Annotated in this window: 15 protein-coding genes; 13 read left to right on the top strand and 2 right to left on the bottom strand. The window is 68.3% G+C overall.

Annotation, left to right across the window (positions count from 1 at the left end):
- The first annotated feature begins 36 nt into the window (after positions 1-36).
- The 9 genes from mdo to P3H15_RS03010 all read left to right on the top strand — a co-directional run bounded on the left by mdo (position 37) and on the right by P3H15_RS03010 (position 11,448).
- Positions 37-1,308 (top strand): NDMA-dependent methanol dehydrogenase, encoded by a 1,272-nt coding sequence (mdo, locus tag P3H15_RS03050; RefSeq protein ID WP_276135881.1) that lies wholly within the window; start codon positions 37-39, stop codon positions 1,306-1,308.
- A 104-nt stretch (positions 1,309-1,412) separates the two neighbouring features.
- Positions 1,413-2,519 carry a MoxR family ATPase gene (locus tag P3H15_RS03045; protein WP_276135880.1) on the top strand — a complete coding sequence of 369 codons (1,107 nt, stop codon included), beginning with the start codon at positions 1,413-1,415 and terminating at the stop codon, positions 2,517-2,519.
- 2 nt (positions 2,520-2,521) lie between these two features.
- Positions 2,522-4,057, top strand: coding sequence for a VWA domain-containing protein (locus P3H15_RS03040; RefSeq protein WP_276135879.1), 1,536 nt, complete (start codon positions 2,522-2,524; stop codon positions 4,055-4,057).
- A gap of 132 nt (positions 4,058-4,189) precedes the next feature.
- Positions 4,190-5,377: an iron-containing alcohol dehydrogenase gene (locus P3H15_RS03035; protein ID WP_346348743.1), complete on the top strand. Its 1,188-nt coding sequence runs from the start codon at positions 4,190-4,192 to the stop codon at positions 5,375-5,377.
- 4 nt (positions 5,378-5,381) lie between these two features.
- Complete coding sequence (locus tag P3H15_RS03030; RefSeq protein WP_276135877.1) at positions 5,382-6,722, top strand: GAF domain-containing sensor histidine kinase; 1,341 nt, start codon at positions 5,382-5,384, stop codon at positions 6,720-6,722.
- A complete protein-coding gene (locus P3H15_RS03025) occupies positions 6,719-7,405 on the top strand; it encodes a response regulator transcription factor (RefSeq protein ID WP_276135876.1) in 687 nt (228 codons plus the stop codon). The genes P3H15_RS03030 and P3H15_RS03025 overlap by 4 nt, the downstream gene beginning before the upstream one ends.
- A 71-nt stretch (positions 7,406-7,476) precedes the next feature.
- Positions 7,477-8,412, top strand: a complete 936-nt coding sequence (locus P3H15_RS03020) for an ABC transporter ATP-binding protein (protein ID WP_276135875.1) — start codon at positions 7,477-7,479, stop codon at positions 8,410-8,412.
- Positions 8,409-10,073 (top strand): ABC transporter permease, encoded by a 1,665-nt coding sequence (locus P3H15_RS03015; protein WP_276135874.1) that lies wholly within the window; start codon positions 8,409-8,411, stop codon positions 10,071-10,073. Before P3H15_RS03020 ends, P3H15_RS03015 begins: the two co-directional genes overlap by 4 nt.
- Before the next feature lie 85 nt (positions 10,074-10,158).
- Complete coding sequence (locus P3H15_RS03010; RefSeq protein ID WP_276135873.1) at positions 10,159-11,448, top strand: HNH endonuclease signature motif containing protein; 1,290 nt, start codon at positions 10,159-10,161, stop codon at positions 11,446-11,448.
- A gap of 5 nt (positions 11,449-11,453) precedes the next feature.
- Here P3H15_RS03010 and mftM read toward each other — a convergent pair whose 3' ends face one another.
- Complete coding sequence (mftM, locus tag P3H15_RS03005; RefSeq protein WP_276135872.1) at positions 11,454-12,278, bottom strand: mycofactocin oligosaccharide methyltransferase MftM; 825 nt, start codon at positions 12,276-12,278, stop codon at positions 11,454-11,456.
- Positions 12,279-12,316: 38 nt separating this feature from the next.
- Positions 12,317-12,940, bottom strand: coding sequence for a mycofactocin system transcriptional regulator (gene mftR / locus P3H15_RS03000; RefSeq protein ID WP_072945581.1), 624 nt, complete (start codon positions 12,938-12,940; stop codon positions 12,317-12,319).
- A 133-nt stretch (positions 12,941-13,073) separates the two neighbouring features.
- On the opposite strand from mftR, the gene mftA reads away from it, so the two are divergent.
- The 4 genes from mftA to mftD are packed head-to-tail and all read left to right on the top strand — an operon-like array spanning position 13,074 to position 15,958.
- Positions 13,074-13,169, top strand: coding sequence for a mycofactocin precursor MftA (mftA, locus tag P3H15_RS02995; protein WP_005573048.1), 96 nt, complete (start codon positions 13,074-13,076; stop codon positions 13,167-13,169).
- 2 nt (positions 13,170-13,171) lie between these two features.
- The gene (mftB, locus tag P3H15_RS02990) at positions 13,172-13,474 is read left to right on the top strand and encodes a mycofactocin biosynthesis chaperone MftB (protein ID WP_276135871.1); all 303 of its coding nucleotides are present in this window, start codon (positions 13,172-13,174) and stop codon (positions 13,472-13,474) included.
- Positions 13,475-13,510: 36 nt separating this feature from the next.
- Entirely contained in the window at positions 13,511-14,746 is a 1,236-nt protein-coding gene (gene mftC / locus P3H15_RS02985) for a mycofactocin radical SAM maturase (protein WP_276135870.1), read from the top strand.
- A 30-nt stretch (positions 14,747-14,776) separates the two neighbouring features.
- Positions 14,777-15,958 (top strand): pre-mycofactocin synthase MftD, encoded by a 1,182-nt coding sequence (gene mftD / locus P3H15_RS02980; RefSeq protein WP_276135869.1) that lies wholly within the window; start codon positions 14,777-14,779, stop codon positions 15,956-15,958.
- Positions 15,959-15,968 lie beyond the last annotated feature (10 nt).

Here is a 15,968-nt window from a genome sequence, read left to right as displayed (position 1 = left end):
CTTCAGATCCGACATCGACTAATCGAGGAGACGGCCATGGCCATCGAGCTCAACCAGATCTGGGACTTCCCCATCAAGGAATTCCACCCGTTCCCGCGGGCACTGATGGGAGTGGGTGCCCACGACATCATCGGCGTCGAGGCGAAGAACCTCGGTTTCAAGAGGGCCCTGCTCATGACGACCGGCCTGCGCGGCTCGGGCATCATCGAGGAACTGGTCGGCAAGATCGAGTACCAGGGCGTCGAGGTCGTGCTCTACGACAAGGTCGAGTCGAACCCCAAGGACTACAACGTCATGGAAGCGGCCGCGCTCTACCAGAAGGAGAAGTGCGACTCGATCATCTCCGTCGGCGGCGGCTCGAGTCACGACGCCGCCAAGGGCGCCCGTGTCGTGGTCGCGCACGACGGCCGCAACATCAACGAGTTCGAGGGATTCGCGAAGTCCACCAACAAGGAGAACCCGCCCCACATCGCCGTATCCACCACGGCCGGTACGGGTTCGGAGACCTCGTGGGCGTACGTCATCACCGACACGTCGGACATGAACAACCCGCACAAGTGGGTGGGATTCGACGAGGCGACCATCGTGACCCTCGCGATCGACGACCCGCTGCTCTACTACACCTGCCCCCAGCACTTCACCGCGTACTGCGGATTCGACGTTCTCGCGCACGGCAGTGAGCCGTACGTGTCGCGTCTCGACTTCGCGCCTTCGCTCGGGAATGCCCTGTACTCGGTCGAACTCGTCGCGAAGAACCTGCGGGAGGCCGTGTTCGAGCCGCGCAACCTGAAGGCCCGTGAGGGAATGATGAACGCGCAGTACATCGCCGGGCAGGCGTTCAACTCCGGGGGCCTCGGCATCGTGCACTCCATCTCGCACGCGGTCAGCGCGTTCTTCGACAGCCACCACGGACTGAACAACGCGATCGCCCTGCCCCGTGTCTGGGAGTACAACCTGCCGTCTCGGTACGAGCGCTACGCCCAGCTGGCCGGCGCGCTGGGGGTCGACACCCGCAACCTCACCACGGTGCAGGCCGCGGACGCGGCGGTCGAGGCCGCCATCCGCCTGGCGAAGGACGTCGGCATTCCCGACAACTTCGGTCAGGTGCGCACCGACTCGTACGAGAAGAACCAGATGAACACGAAGAAGTACGAGGGTCGCGGCGACACCATCCGCGGTGACGAGAAGACCGTGCGCTCCATCTCCGAGCACATCCAGGGCGACTGGTGCACACCGGGCAACCCGCGCGAGGTGACGGTCGAGTCGATGATCCCCGTGGTCGATCACGCGATCAACAGCGCGTACTGACCGACCTGAAAACTCGCGTCCGGGGCGGGCGCCTCACCCCAGCCCGGCCCCGCCCCGGATGCGTTCCCACCACCACCTGCTGACGAAGGACGGATGCCCCGATCATGACTGCACCGCACACAGCCCCGGAGCCGGAGGACGTCCGCTTCGCCGACGGCGCGGAACTGAAGGAGGCGTTGCGCGAGGTCGACTACATCGCCGACGACGAGTTCGCGGTGGTCGTCCACCTGGCGACCGCGCTCGAACGCCCGCTGCTGCTGGAGGGGCCTGCCGGCGTCGGCAAGACGGAACTGGCGAAGTCGCTGGCCGAGGCGGCGGGGCGCAAGCTCATCCGGCTGCAGTGCTACGAAGGTCTCGACGACAACCGGGCGCTGTACGAGTGGGACTACGCGAAACAGCTTCTGCACGTGCAGATGCTGCGCGACCGCATCGGTGAGAAGCTGGCCGCGTTCGACGACATCGCCGACGCGTCGAAATTCCTGGCGGCCCAGGATTTCGGGCTGTACTCGGAGCACTTCCTGTCGGTGCGCCCCCTGCTCGAGGCGATCCTGTCGCCGGAACCGGTGGTGCTGCTCGTCGACGAGGTGGACCGCACCGAGGAGTCGATGGAGGCGTTGCTCCTCGAGGTTCTCGCGGAGGGGCAGATCACGATTCCCGAAGTGGGGACGTTCACCGCCCGCTCGGCGCCGTGGGTGATCTTGACGTCCAACGACACTCGTGAACTGTCGCCCGCGCTGAAGCGTCGCTGCCTGCACTACCACCTCGGCTATCCGACGCCGCAGCGCGAGCGGGACATCGTGACGGCCCGGGCGCCCGAGGTCGAGGACGCCGTCGCGGCGGACGTGGTGGATCTGGCGCGCACGCTGCGGGAGTTGCCGCTCCGCAAGAGTCCGTCCATCGCGGAAGTCATCGACGCGGCCCGCGCAGCAGTGGTCCTGAAGTCGACGGGGGTGGCCGTGAGTGCGCAGGCCGCGGTCCGGGACGTCCTGCTCACCGCCCTGCTCAAGTACACCAGCGACGTCGAATTGGCCCGTACCCGGCTGTCCGGCGAACAGCCGCTCTCCTCGGACGACGAGGACACCACTCCGGCCGGGCCCGTGGAGCGGGTGACGGTCGCCTCGCGGCCGGCCAACACGACCACCGCCGTGTTCCGCGGACACGGCGGCCGCGACCGCGGCGGCATCGGCGCGGGCCGCCAGGGCAGGCGCTGACGATGCTCCACCCGGCCCCCGATCCCTCCCCGTTCCTTCCCTCGCAACTCCTCGACGTGCTGGCGGCGTCGTTCGGGAAGGTGTTGCGCCGCTACGGCGTTGCCGCGTCCCCCGCCGAGGTCATCGAGGTTCGCCGGGTCTTCGGGCTGGTCGGTGGCCGGGACACGACCACCCTGCGGGCGTCGCTGCGCGCGGTGTGCGCGAAGTACACCTACGAACAGCAGGGTTTCGACCGTTCCTTCGACGTGTTCTTCGGGGCGGTCGCCGACGCGGCCCCCGGCGCGCGGCCGCCGTCCCGGGCGGAGTTCGCCGAGGGCCTGCCGTCCGCGCTGGAGGTGGCGGACAACGCGGAGACCGCCCGGTACGCGGAGTACAACGAGCGCGCCGCCGAGGTCGGCGACTACTTCGACACCCCCGAGGCGCAGAAAGGGTTCAACCCCCACAAGGACGACGACGACGTCAGCATGACGTCGAGCGACGCAGATCTGTCCGTCGATTCGGAAGCCGAGTCCGGACGCCGCGGCGTCACGTACACGGTCGAGGTCGAGCGGGCGGCGAGTACCGCCGTCGGTGACCTGGCGTCGTCGACGAGCGGCGCCGTCGTCGGATCGCTGTCCTGGGACGATCCGGAGTCGATCCTCGCGTGGCTCGACGCCTACGACCCGAGCAAGGTCTACGCCGATTCCGGCGGGGTGGAACCCCTCACCGCGGCCCAGCTGAACCGGCTGGCGGAGGCGGTGGAGGCGTTCGTCGGTGCGCTGGCGGACGCCCGGGACCTGACTGCCGGACCCGCAGACGCACCGGAGACCGCGAGCGGTCCGGTGGCGGCCACGTCGCGCGCCGAGGTGAATCACGCGTGCTACGAGGTGCTTCGGCGGATGCGCGGGCCGTCGCGTCCCCGCCCGCGCGAACTGGCCCGGGGCCGCCTCGACATGCGCCGCACCGTGCGCGCCAGCCTGCGGACCGAAGGCGTCCCGTTCCACCTCATGGTGAAGGCGCCGCGTCCGGACCGGGTGCGGGTACTGATCCTCGCGGACGTGTCGCTGTCGGTACGACCCGTCACCGCCTTCACCCTCCGGCTGGCGCAGGCGATGCACCGCCGGGCGAGCCGCTGTCAGGTCCTGGCGTTCGTGGACCGGCCCGTCGACGTCACGAACACCCTCCTCGCCGGGACCGACGACGACGCGCTGGCCTCGGTGCTCGCCGACCCGCGCATCGATCTGGAGGCGAGCAGCGACTACGGCCGGGTCTTCTCCGACGTGCTGACCGAGTTCGGCACCGACGTGAACACCCGCACCTCGGTGATCGTCGTCGGCGACGGGCGGTGCAACGGCCTGCCGCCGGGCGTCGACGAGTTCGCCGAACTGCGACGCAAGGTGCACCGGCTGGCCTGGATCACGCCGGAACCCGAGCGGTACTGGAACCAGACGTCGTGCGCGATGCCGGAGTACGCGGACATCTGCGACCGTGTCGTGGTCGCCCGGGATGCCGCGCAGCTGATGTCCCGCGCCGCCGAGCTGGGGCACGCGCTGCGGTGAGTTACCTACCCGATCGGGTAGGTGCCGTGCCTGTCCTTCGGCGGGTGTGAAGCCCTCTCCCGGGCCGTAGGGTCGAGGCCAAGGTCTTGTAATCTGGATCACATGCACGCAGGTGTCGGGAGGAGTGTCGACTTGTCCGTGTCCTATCCGTCCACCCGCACCGCCGCCCCCGGCAGGCTGGTGAAATTCCACGCACCCGAGATCGTGTTCGGTATCGGGTCGATGGTCGAGGCCGCGCATGCGGTCCTCCGCCTCGGCGGGGCACGGCCGATGCTGGTCACCGATCCGGGTCTGATCGAAGCGGGGTGGGCGTCGGAACTCGAGGGTCAGCTCCGCGAACAGGGCCTCACCCCCGTCGTGTGGAGTGCGCTGACACCCAACCCCAAGGACCACGAGATCGCGGCCGGGCACGACGCGTACCGCGAGGGCGAATGCGACGTTCTCATCGCCCTGGGCGGCGGCTCGGTCATCGACGCGACGAAGGGCATCGCGGTGCTCGCCGCGAACGGGGGAAACATCCTCGACTACGAGGGCGTGGACCAGGCGACCAGTCCGATCCCGCCGCTGGTGATGGTGCCGTCCACGTCGGGCACGGGCGCCGACGTGTCGCAATTCTGCATCGTCACCGACACGAGGCGGGGCACCAAGATCACCATCATCGGCCGCGCGCTCGTTCCGGACGTGACCGTGATCGACCCCCGGCTGCTCACCACCATGCCGGAATGGCTCAATGCCGCGACCGGACTCGACGCCCTCACCCACGGCATCGAGGCGTTCGTGTCGCTGGCCCACAACCCGCTCACCGACCACCATGCGCTCCGCGCGGTCGGGCTGGTCACCGACACTCTCGTCCGCACCATCGAGGAGCCGATGGAGATGGAGTCCCGGGCCGTCATGGCGCAGGCGAGCCTGGAGGCCGGCCTCGCGTTCACCAACGCCATCCTCGGTGCCGCGCACGCGATGAGCCATCAGGTCGGGGGCCTGCTCGACCTGCCGCACGGAGTCATCAACGGCATCCTTCTCCCGCACGTCATCCGGTTCAACGCCAGCGACGACGCCGCCCCGTTCGTCGCCATCGCCGCCGCCCTCGGTCTCGAGGAACGCCGCGGAACACCCGAGGAGGCCGCTCTCGCCGTGGCGGACCGGGTCGAACGCCTCGCCCGCGAGGTGGGGGTTCCGAAAGGTCTGGGACAGTTGGGTGTTCGCGAAACTGACCTGTCCCGGCTGGCCGAGTTCGCGCTCCGCGACGCGTGCATGTCCACCAACCCGCGCACGGCCACCCACGAGCAAATGGTGGCGCTGTTCCGGACTGCGCTGTGAGCGCATGAACGCCCCGGACCTGTCGACGCTTACCGGACTGCGGTCCGGCAAGCCGACGTTCTACCCTCAATATCGCGGCGCAGCGGAACGTCTCGAACGTGTCGTCCATGCACTGGAACTCATCTCGCGCGCCCTCGTCCGCACGGTGGAGGGCCCCGAGACGCTCATCTGCGCGGTCGCCGAGGCGGCCCGGGCGCACCTGGACGCGCAATGGGTGGCGTTTGCCCTCGCCGACGGCATGCTGCCCGACGCAGGCCCGCGCCGGCTGGTACTGGGGCCGGACGCGACGCCGTTCCTCGTCGACAACGTCGAGGGCCCACCGCTGCCGGACGAGGTGGTGACGTGTCTGGCCGACATCCGGTCCGCACGCACCGGGGGCGCTCCCGTCATCGACACGCACCATGCCTTCGTGCCGATCGTCCTCGAGGGTGGCGTCGTGGGTGCGTTCGCAGCCTGGACGGCCGAGCACCGCACACTCGACACCACCGACGGCGCAGTTCTCAGCATCCTGGCGAGTCAGACCGCCGTGGCACTGCAGAATTCGGCGCTGTACCAGCGGGGCCAGCTGCTGCTCGAACGGGCCGAGCACGCGTACTCGGAGGCCCGCCGAACCGCCTCCGACCTCGCGGTGCGCAATGCCGAACTCGAAGCCACCCAGCGGCAACTCGGGGCGGCCCACCGGCACCAGGTGCTGGACGAGGAACGGCACCGGATCGCCCGCGAACTCCACGACAGCGTCACCCAGGCGGTGCTGTCGGCGGGCATGCAGATCGAGGTGTGCCGGAGCGGTGTCCCGGACGAGGAGCGCAGCGAGAGGCTCGATCTCGCAAAGGAATTGACGCGTCGCGCGGTGGAGCAGTTGCGTTCGGCCATCTACGCGCTCAATCACTCCGGCGGTTCCGACCGGACGTCGCTGCCCGAGATGCTCGAACAACTCGGGGTGGTGCACATGCCCGACGAACTCGCGGTCACCGTCCGCGTCGGCGGCACACCCGCCGAGCTGTCCAGCGAACGGGAACACGCGCTGCTGCGGATCGCCGGCGAGGCGCTGTTCAACGCGGCCGTCCATGCCAACGCGACGCGCGCCGTCCTGCGGCTGACATACGCGCGCGATTCGGTGCTGCTCTCCGTGGCCGACGACGGGAACGGAGACCCGAAGCGGATGCGCCTGATGCTGCGGATGGCCGCGAACAACGACCTCGACGGGCACCACCGCGGGTTGGCGAACATGCAGGCCCGGGCAGCGGAGCTGGGCGGCACGCTCGAGGTGGCGCGGGCCAGGATCGGCGGAGTCCGGGTGGCTGCCCGCATTCCGTTACATTCCGACAGTGAGGTGGACCGATGACCCTACGAACCTCGGTGCGTGACCAAACCGGGTCCGCCCGCCCCACGTCGGTGGTGAAGCTCGTGCTCGTCGACGACCACGCGATCCTCCGCCAGGGTCTGCGCTCCGTCCTCGAACGGGAACCGGATCTCGAGGTGGTCGGCGAGGCCTCGTCCAGCCAGGAGGCACTGGCCGTCGTCGGTGACGTCGCGCCGGACGTCGTGCTGATGGACCTGAAACTGTCGGCGGCCTCCGACTACGAGGGGCTGGCACTGTGCGCGCAGCTGTCCGCCGCGGACGGCACGATGGGGTTGCTCGTGCTCACGACGTTCCTCGACGAACAACTCGTCGTCCGCGCCATCCACGCCGGCGCCCGCGGATACGTCGTCAAGGACGTCGACACCACCGAACTGGTGCGCGCCATCCGCGCCGTGTCCCGCGGCGAGAGCGCCTTCGACTCCCGCAGCGCCTCCGCGGTGATCCGCTCGCTCAACGGTCAGACGACCCCGCGCGAAGGGCTCACCGAGCGCGAACTCGAGGTCCTGCAACTCCTCGCCAAGGGGTTGTCGAACGCGAAAATCGGGGAGCGGCTGTTTATCTCGGCTACGACGGTGAAATTCCACGTCAGCAACATCATGCGCAAACTCGATGTCGGCCGGCGCGCCGAGGCCGTCTACGAGGCGGGCAAGCTCGGCCTGATCTGATCCGGCACCGCCGCGGCCGCGACCGCGGAAACCCGTCGTGACCACCCGCGAACCGGCGTAGCGTCCCCACCATGGCTGCGATCTCGGTGGAGAATCTCGTCAAGACGTTCGGTCCGACCCGCGCACTCGACGGCCTCGACCTCGAGGTGGGAACGGGGGAGGTGCACGGATTCCTCGGGCCCAACGGGTCCGGCAAGTCGACGACCATCCGGGTACTGCTCGGCCTGCTGCGTGCCGACTCGGGGACCGCCACCCTCCTGGGCGGCGACCCGTGGCACGACTCGGTGTCGCTGCACCGGCGGCTCGCCTACGTGCCCGGAGACGTGAACCTGTGGCCCAACCTCACCGGCGGCGAGGCCATCGACCTCCTCGCCGGATTGCGCGGCGGCCTCGACGAGTCCCGGCGCGCGGAACTGCTCGAGCGGTTCGAACTCGATCCGACGAAGAAGGCGCGGACGTACTCGAAGGGCAACCGGCAGAAGGTCGCACTGGTGGCTGCGTTCGCGTCGGACGTCGAACTGTACGTGCTCGACGAACCGACGTCGGGGCTGGATCCGCTGATGGAGTCGGTGTTCCAGGATTGCGTCGAGGAGATGTCGGACGCGGGGAAGACCGTCCTGCTGTCGAGTCACATCCTCGCCGAGGTCGAGGCGCTGTGCGACCGGGTGAGCATCATCCGCGAGGGCCGCACCGTGGAGACCGGCACGCTCGCGGAACTGCGGCACCTCACGCGCACGTCGATCACCGCCGAGACACAGCAACCGGTGACCGGACTGGACTCCGTCGAGGGCGTGCACGACGTGCGGGTCGACGGCCTGCACACTCGATGCGAGGTGGACACCAGTGAGATCGAGGGCGTGCTGCGCCACCTGCTGTCGTTCGGGGTTGCGTCGCTCACCTCGACGCCCCCGACATTGGAAGAGCTGTTCCTGCGGCACTACGGCGACGAACTGGCCCGCGAGGGCGAGAACCACCGGCGGGCCGAATCCGGGACACGGACGCGATGAGCGCGGTGACGGCGCCGGAGACCACCGGGCGCGGCCAGTACGCGGGAACCCCACGGCTCGTGCGGCTGGCCCTGCGCCGCGACCGCATCCAACTGCCGGTATGGTTGCTCGCTCTCGCCGCACTGCAAGCATTCTCGGCGTCCAGTGTGCTCGGCCTGTATCCCACGGAACCCGACCTGCGCAGTTTCGCGATGGCCACCGCGGCGTCGCCGGTCGCGCTGGCCACCAACGGTCTCGTGTCGGGGTACAGCGCCGGCGCCGTGCTCGCCTGTCAGATCGTCATGCCGATGTCGCTGGCGGCCTGCCTGATGACCACCCTGCTGGTGGTGCGGCACACCCGTCAGAACGAGGAGACCGGCCGCGCCGAACTCGTCGAGGCGGCCGTCGTGGGCAGGAAAGCGCTGCTCACCGCCGCGCTGGTCGTCGCGGTCGGTGCCAACCTGGCACTCGCGCTGCTCAACGTGGTGGTGCTGGTGGCGGCGGGGCTGCCACTGGACGGGTCGGTGGCGCTCGGCGCGGCCGTCGCGGGTGCCGGGATCGCGTTCGCGGCGATCGCCGCGGTGACCGCGCAGGTGACGGACAGTGCCCGCACCGCCAACGGACTGGCCGGGGCCGCCCTGGGCATCGCATTCCTGTTGCGGGCCGTCGGCGACATGACGGGCACGGTGACGGAAGACGGCACCCGGGTCGTCAGTGGCTGGCTGACGTGGCTGTCGCCGATCGGCTGGGCCGAGCAGGTCCGCCCCTACGACGACAACGCGTGGTGGGTGCTGGCGTTGCCCGCCGTTTTCGCGCTGGTCGTCGGTTCCGTCGGCTTCGCCCTCACCGAACGCAGGGACGTCGGCTCCGGTCTCGTGCCGACCCGCCCCGGCCCTGCCCGCGCGTCCCGTTCACTGCTGACGGCCGTCGGATCGGCGTGGCGGATCCAACGGACGATCCTGTTCTGGTGGGCATTCGGGATCGCCGTCCTCGCCGTGGTGTACGGCGCAATCGCCGACCAGATCGACGACTTCCTCGGGGAGGGTCAGCAGGTCGCCGACATGATGGAACAACTCGGTGGCGGCACCACCGACATGGTCGACGCCTACTTCGCCGCCATCTTCGGCATGATGGCGATCGCGGTGGCCGGCTACGCGGTGCAGGCGCTGCTCCGAATGCGCGGTGAGGAGGTGGCGGGGCGACTCGAACCCGTTCTGGCGACGGCGGTCTCGCGTCCACGGTGGATGCTGGCGCACGTCGGACTGGTCACGGTGGGCATCGTCGTCCTGCAGGCACTGACCGGGGCGGCGACCGGCCTCGCGTACGGTCTCGTGACCGAAGACGTGCCGGGAAAGGTCGTGAGCCTCACGGGGGCCGCCCTCGTCTTCGTGCCGGCGATCGGGGTGGTCGCGGCATTGGCGGTGCTGGCGTTCGGCGGAGTGCCCGCCTGGTCGGCCGGGCTGTCCTGGGGCGTGCTCGCGATCTGCCTGATCTTCGGATTCCTCGGATCGCTGCTCGGGCTTCCGCAGACGGTCCGCGACCTGTCGCCGTTCACCCACGTCCCCGCACTGCCCGGCGCGGAAGTCACAGCAGCTCCGCTGATCTGGCTCGCGGTGATCACCGTCGTGGTGGGTGCGGTCGGAGTGGTGCTGTTCCGTCGGCGCGACCTCACGAATTCGTAGCAAACACCGGAAGGTGGTTGATCTGAAATGCCCGAGCAGCTAAGATTCGAACAAAGTTTCGAACAACCTCGGGGGAGGGCTGGTCGTGGGGGATGTGGTGGCACCGGATCTGGAGGAGTTGCGGGCGTTCACGGCGCGGCTTCGTGTGGTTTCTGCGAGTGGCGATGCCGGGTTGGGGATCGAGTGGATCGACGCGGTGGAGTCGTTGAAGTCGGTGGGGTGCGCGGTGCAGGCGGTGGTCACCGACGATGTCGCGACGAGTATCCGTGCCGACCGTAGGGCTCGGCGACTTCCGCAGTCCGAGTGGGACCGTGGTATCGCGTCGCAGATTGCGTTGGCGCGCAGGGAGTCCCCGAACCGCGGCGGTCGGCATCTGGGTTTCGCGCAGGCTCTGGTGCACGAAATGCCGCACACCCTTGCCATGTTGCAGACCGGCCGGCTGAATGAATGGCGTGCGACGTTGTTGGTGCGGGAGACGGCATGCTTGTCGGCGGCCGATCGGGCGACCGTGGATCGCCAGTTGTGTTCGGACCCGGATGTTCTCGACGGGGTCGGCGACCGCGGGTTGGTCGCGAAGGCGAAGGCCCTGGCGGTGGAACTCGACGCCGCCGCGGTCGTCCGGCGGCATCGTAAGGCGGTGTCCGAACGACGGGTCACGACACGCCCCGCGCCGGATTCGATGGCCTATCTCAGCGTGTTGATGCCGGTCGAGCAGGCCGTGTGTGTGCAGGCCACGCTGGGGCGCGATGCCGACAGTCTCATCGCGACCGGCGAGAGCGGTGGCCGCACCCGCAATCAGCTGATGGTGGATCTGTTGTTCGCACGCGGCACCGGAGCCGACGTGGGGTCGGGTGTTCCGGTGGCGGTGAACCTGGTGCTCTCGGACGAAACACTCCTCGCCGGCGGGCACGAGGCGGCGCAGCTGCAGGGATTCGGGCCGGTGCCGGCGGGGATCGCGCGGCAGCTGGTGGCGGACGCCCTCGATGGAGATACCGGGACGTCGTTGCGGCGGGTGTACGCCTGCCCGCAGTCGGGGGCGCTGACGGCGATGGAATCCCAATCGCGCACGTTCCCGAGGAGCCTGCGAAAGCTGATCGACCTGCGGGATCAAACGTGCCGCACACCCTGGTGTGATGCCCCGATCCGCCATCACGACCACATCCGCTCGCACGGCAAGTCGGGTGCCACCAGCGCGGACAACGGGTCCGGACTGTGCGAGGCCTGCAACTACGCGAAGGAGAGCGACGGCTGGACCGCCCGCCCGGTACACAGACCTGACCGCACCCACCTCATCGACCTCGGCACACCGACCGGGCACCACTACCGCTCGGCAGCGCCGCGGCTGCCGGCGCCCGCGCACCTGCGAGCATCATGAGGAGGTCAGCAGTCGACGACGAGCCAGCCGCCGTGGTGCTCGAACACCTCGAACGGGCGTCCCGTCGATTCGCCGAGTTCGGTGAGCGACGGGGTGTCGAATGTGCGGATGTGTCCGTGGCAGGCCGTTGCCTCGTCCTCGTAGGGGACGGCGACGACAACCCGTTCGCGGGCGACGCGGAGGGCCTCGGATATCACTGCGGCCCCGATGTTTTCGTCGACATGCTCGAGGAGGTGGATGGCGGTGACGGTGTCTGCGCTGTCGTCGGGGACCGGCACGTGCGCGGCGTCGCACACGAGAGTGTGCAGTTCGAGTCCGAGTTCCGGTGCCACGGCGTCGAGGAGGGTCATGGTGCCGGGGAGGATGTCGGTTGCCGTGACGGACCGCCCGGCGCGGGCGAGTCGCAACGGGAGGAAGCCGAAGCACGACCCGAGGTCGAGGACGGAACCGCGGACCAGTTGTTCCGCCTTCTCGTGGATCGGTGCGAAGTCGGCGGTGCCGTCGAGCAGCTCGCTGAGAGAGTTGCGGTAGTAGACGGTCCACGCGTCGAGTGCGCCGTCGACGGTGGAGCGCACCAGTCCGACCATGGTCGATTCGAACTCGCCCTGACCGAAGTCGGCGTCCTCGATGGACACGGTGACCGAGGCGACGAGTCGCTCGCTCAGATCCTCGGGTGTGAGGGCGTGCGTGACCCGCAACCGGTCGCCGTCTCGGGTGAGGGTGAGCGGCCCGTCCGCGACCCGCTCGACCGTGACGTGACCGTGTGACCACAGCCCGGGTTCGCACGGAGCGAGAGAGTCGAACGCGGGCGTGTCGAGAGTGGAAGTCATTCGAAGCAACCTTGCCGAGAGGTGATGGCGGGAGTGGGTCAGGTCCGGGTGTCGGGCTCGCCGAGGGAACTCAGCCCATCGTAGAGCGATTGCATGCCGCTGGCGAGTAGTTCGTTCAGTTCGAGCGAATCGTCGTCGAGCCACTGCTCGTACGCCGACATCGCAACGCCGAGTAGAAGATAGCCGACGGTCCGTGGTACGTGGTCGGTCGGTGAGACTCCGAGCCGGCTCGCGACGTACTCGGCGATGACGTTGCGCCACCCTTCGTACATCACCACCGAATACGCCTGCAGCGCGGGCACGCGCAGGATCAGCCCCATGCGTTTGCGGTGGTTGACTTCCTCGCTCTCGGGAAACGCGTTGAACTGCAGGAGTGCTGCGGTGAGTCCGTCGACGATCGGGATGTCGCCGGGTTGCGCGGCGAGTTGGGCGCGCATTTCGGCAAGGTGGGCGTCGAAGTCGCCCCACGGGATCGCGTTCTTGGACGGGAAGTAGCGGAACAGGGTGCGGCGGGCGATGCCGGACGCTTCGGCGACTTCGTCGACGCTGGTGGCGTCGAACCCCTGTTCCGTGAACAACTCGATCCCGACGGTGCTGATCCGATCCTGCGTCGTGGACGGGCGTCGCCCTATCCGACTGGATGGTTTTCGACGACTTCTCAACTTTCGTACCCTCCCGAGCTGTCATTCTGCACTCGATGCCATTACAGTGGTGAGGCGAGTCACAGGAATGGTCGCCTATGGCGGGGAACATCCCTCCGGCTCGCGCCGTATCACCGAACAGTAGGAGGAAATCATGTCGGATCGCGACAACAACGTGCTGGAAAACGACTTGGTCGAGGAATCCCTGGTGGAAGAGGTCTCGATCGACGGCATGTGCGGCGTGTACTGATCATGTCCGCTCCAGCATCTGCTTCAGTGACCGGCAACGCCGGTATCGATCTCGATGTGGGCTGGAAGCTTCATCCGCAGGTGGCGCTGCGTCCCGAACCTTTCGGGGCGCTGCTCTACCACTTCGGGACGCGCAAACTGTCGTTCCTGAAGAACCGCACGATCGTCGCGGTGGTCGAATCGCTTCCCTCACACGCCGACGCCCGGTCCGCACTGCGGGCGCAGGGTATCGGGGACGACACGGCCGCGCAGTACGCGCGAGCGCTCGGCACGTTGGCCGAGTCGCACATGATCGTCCCCGCCTGACCAGCTCTCTTCACCCCGTACCAGAGGACACAGCCCATGACCTCCATGCTCGAAAGGCCTTCCGCGGTGACAACCCCCGTCGCTCCGGTCGGCCGCCTCGTCGACCAGTTCGAACTCGGTCTCGACGCCCCGATCTGCCTGACCTGGGAGTTGACCTACGCGTGCAACCTGTCGTGTGTGCACTGTCTGTCCTCGTCGGGCCGGCGTGACCCGCGGGAGCTGAGCACCGAGCAGTGCAAGTCGATCATCGACGAACTGCAGCGCATGCAGGTGTTCTACGTGAACATCGGTGGCGGTGAGCCGACGGTTCGTTCGGACTTCTGGGAGCTGGTCGACTACGCGACCGCCCACCAGGTCGGGGTGAAGTTCTCCACGAACGGGGTGAAGATCGACAAGAAGGTCGCCGCCCGGCTCGCGGCCAGCGACTACGTCGACGTGCAGATCTCCCTCGACGGTGCGACGGCCGAGGTCAACGACGCCGTCCGAGGTCCGGGTTCGTTCGCGATGGCGGTGCGGGCGCTCGAGAATCTGTCCGAGGCCGGATTCAAGGACGCCAAGATCTCCGTGGTGGTCACCCGGCACAATGTGTCCCAGCTCGACGACTTCAAGGCCCTGGCCGACAAGTACGGCGCCACCCTGCGCATCACCCGGCTGCGACCGTCGGGACGCGGCGCGGACGTGTGGGACGAACTGCATCCGACGCAGGCGCAGCAGCGGGAGCTGTACAACTGGCTGGTCGCCAACGGCGAGGGCGTGCTCACCGGTGACTCGTTCTTTCACCTGTCCGCCTACGGTGACGCGTTGCCCGGCCTGAACCTGTGCGGCGCCGGACGGGTGGTGTGCCTGATCGACCCGATCGGCGACGTCTACGCGTGCCCGTTCGCGATCCACGACCAGTTCCTCGCCGGAAACATCGTGGCGGACGGCGGTTTCCAGCAGGTGTGGCAGACGTCGGAGCTATTCCAGGAACTGCGGTCCCCGCAGACCGGCGGTGCGTGCAGTAAGTGCAACCATTACGACTCCTGCCGCGGCGGGTGCATGGCCGCGAAGTTCTTCACCGGCCTGCCGATGGACGGCCCGGACCCCGAATGTGTGATCGGCAACGGCGAACTGGCGTTGGCTGCCGCGGGGGAGATCCCGAAATCCAGTGTCGACCACTCCCGCACCGGCCAGCGCCGGACTCCGCGGGCGCCGGTTCCGTTGACGCTGATGGTGCGTCCGCCGGCAAAGATTTGTGACGAGAACCCGCTTGCGGGCATGGACCAGACGTAACGACGTCTGCCGGGTACGAGAGGTATTTCCATGGGTAAGAATCCGTTCTTCGAGACGGTGGCCGAGGCTCAGCGACGCGCGAAGAAGCGTCTGCCGAAGTCGGTGTACGCGGCGCTCATCGCCGGTTCCGAGCGGGGTGTGACGGTCGACGACAACATCGCGGCGTTCGGTGAACTGGGGTTCGCTCCGCACGTGGTGGGGCTGTCCGACAAGCGTGAGCTGTCCACGACCGTGATGGGACAGTCGATTTCGCTGCCCGTCATCATCTCCCCGACCGGTGTGCAGGCGGTGCATCCCGACGGCGAGGTCGCGGTCGCTCGTGCAGCGGCGGCACGGGGCACGGCGATCGGTCTGAGTTCGTTCGCGAGCAAGTCGGTCGAGGAAGTTACGGCCGCCAATCCTCAGACGTTCTTCCAGATGTACTGGGTCGGCAGCCGGGAGGTGCTGATCCAGCGGATGGAACGTGCCCGCGCCGCCGGGGCGACCGGACTGATCATCACCACCGACTGGTCGTTCTCGTACGGTCGTGACTGGGGTAGCCCGGCCATCCCCGAGAAGATGGACCTCAAGGCGATGCTGCAGTTCGCGCCGGAGGGAATCACCCGGCCGAAGTGGTTGTACGAGTTCGCGAAGACCCGCAAGATCCCGGATCTGACCACCCCGAACCTGGCGCAGCCCGGTCAGGAACCGCCGACGTTCTTCGGCGCCTACGGCGAGTGGATGCAGACGCCGCTGCCGACGTGGGACGACATCGCATGGCTGCGTGAGCAGTGGGGCGGGCCGTTCATGCTCAAGGGCGTCATGCGGGTCGACGACGCCAAGCGGGCCGTCGATGCCGGCGTCACCGCGATCTCCGTGTCGAATCACGGTGGCAACAACCTCGACGGCACCCCGGCGCCGATCCGCGCGCTGCCCGCCATCGCGGAGGCCGTGGGCGATCAGGTGGAGGTGCTCCTCGACGGCGGTATCCGCCGCGGTAGCGACGTCGTGAAGGCCGTCGCGCTCGGCGCGCGGGCGGTGATGATCGGCCGCGCGTACCTGTGGGGCCTCTCGGCGAACGGTCAGGCCGGCGTCGAGAACGTCCTCGACGTCCTGCGCGGCGGTATCGATTCGGCGCTGCTCGGGCTGGGCCACTCGAACATCCACGACCTCACCCCGTCCGACGTCGTGATCCCGCCCGGATTCGCTCGCGTACTCGGCGCCGAATCCTGAACCACGAACG

It is taken from the genome of Rhodococcus sp. T2V (assembly GCF_029269925.1).
In the GTDB taxonomy this organism is placed as follows: domain Bacteria; phylum Actinomycetota; class Actinomycetes; order Mycobacteriales; family Mycobacteriaceae; genus Rhodococcus_F; species Rhodococcus_F koreensis.
The sequence above is the reverse complement of the archived record's forward strand: the minus strand, read 5'-3'. Positions and strand labels throughout refer to the sequence as shown.

What these genes read in the sequence shown, in the direction of transcription:
- mftB (WP_276135871.1), top strand. Translation starts at nt 13,172, where the DNA reads ATGTCCGCTCCAGCATCTGCTTCAGTGACCGGCAACGCCGGTATCGAT.
- mftA (WP_005573048.1), top strand. Translation starts at nt 13,074, where the DNA reads ATGTCGGATCGCGACAACAACGTGCTGGAAAACGACTTGGTCGAGGAA.
- P3H15_RS03030 (WP_276135877.1), top strand. Translation starts at nt 5,382, where the DNA reads ATGAACGCCCCGGACCTGTCGACGCTTACCGGACTGCGGTCCGGCAAG.
- P3H15_RS03040 (WP_276135879.1), top strand. Translation starts at nt 2,522, where the DNA reads ATGCTCCACCCGGCCCCCGATCCCTCCCCGTTCCTTCCCTCGCAACTC.
- mdo (WP_276135881.1), top strand. Translation starts at nt 37, where the DNA reads ATGGCCATCGAGCTCAACCAGATCTGGGACTTCCCCATCAAGGAATTC.
- P3H15_RS03045 (WP_276135880.1), top strand. Translation starts at nt 1,413, where the DNA reads ATGACTGCACCGCACACAGCCCCGGAGCCGGAGGACGTCCGCTTCGCC.
- mftC (WP_276135870.1), top strand. Translation starts at nt 13,511, where the DNA reads ATGACCTCCATGCTCGAAAGGCCTTCCGCGGTGACAACCCCCGTCGCT.
- P3H15_RS03015 (WP_276135874.1), top strand. Translation starts at nt 8,409, where the DNA reads ATGAGCGCGGTGACGGCGCCGGAGACCACCGGGCGCGGCCAGTACGCG.
- P3H15_RS03025 (WP_276135876.1), top strand. Translation starts at nt 6,719, where the DNA reads ATGACCCTACGAACCTCGGTGCGTGACCAAACCGGGTCCGCCCGCCCC.
- mftD (WP_276135869.1), top strand. Translation starts at nt 14,777, where the DNA reads ATGGGTAAGAATCCGTTCTTCGAGACGGTGGCCGAGGCTCAGCGACGC.
- P3H15_RS03020 (WP_276135875.1), top strand. Translation starts at nt 7,477, where the DNA reads ATGGCTGCGATCTCGGTGGAGAATCTCGTCAAGACGTTCGGTCCGACC.
- mftM (WP_276135872.1), bottom strand. Translation starts at nt 12,278, where the DNA reads ATGACTTCCACTCTCGACACGCCCGCGTTCGACTCTCTCGCTCCGTGC.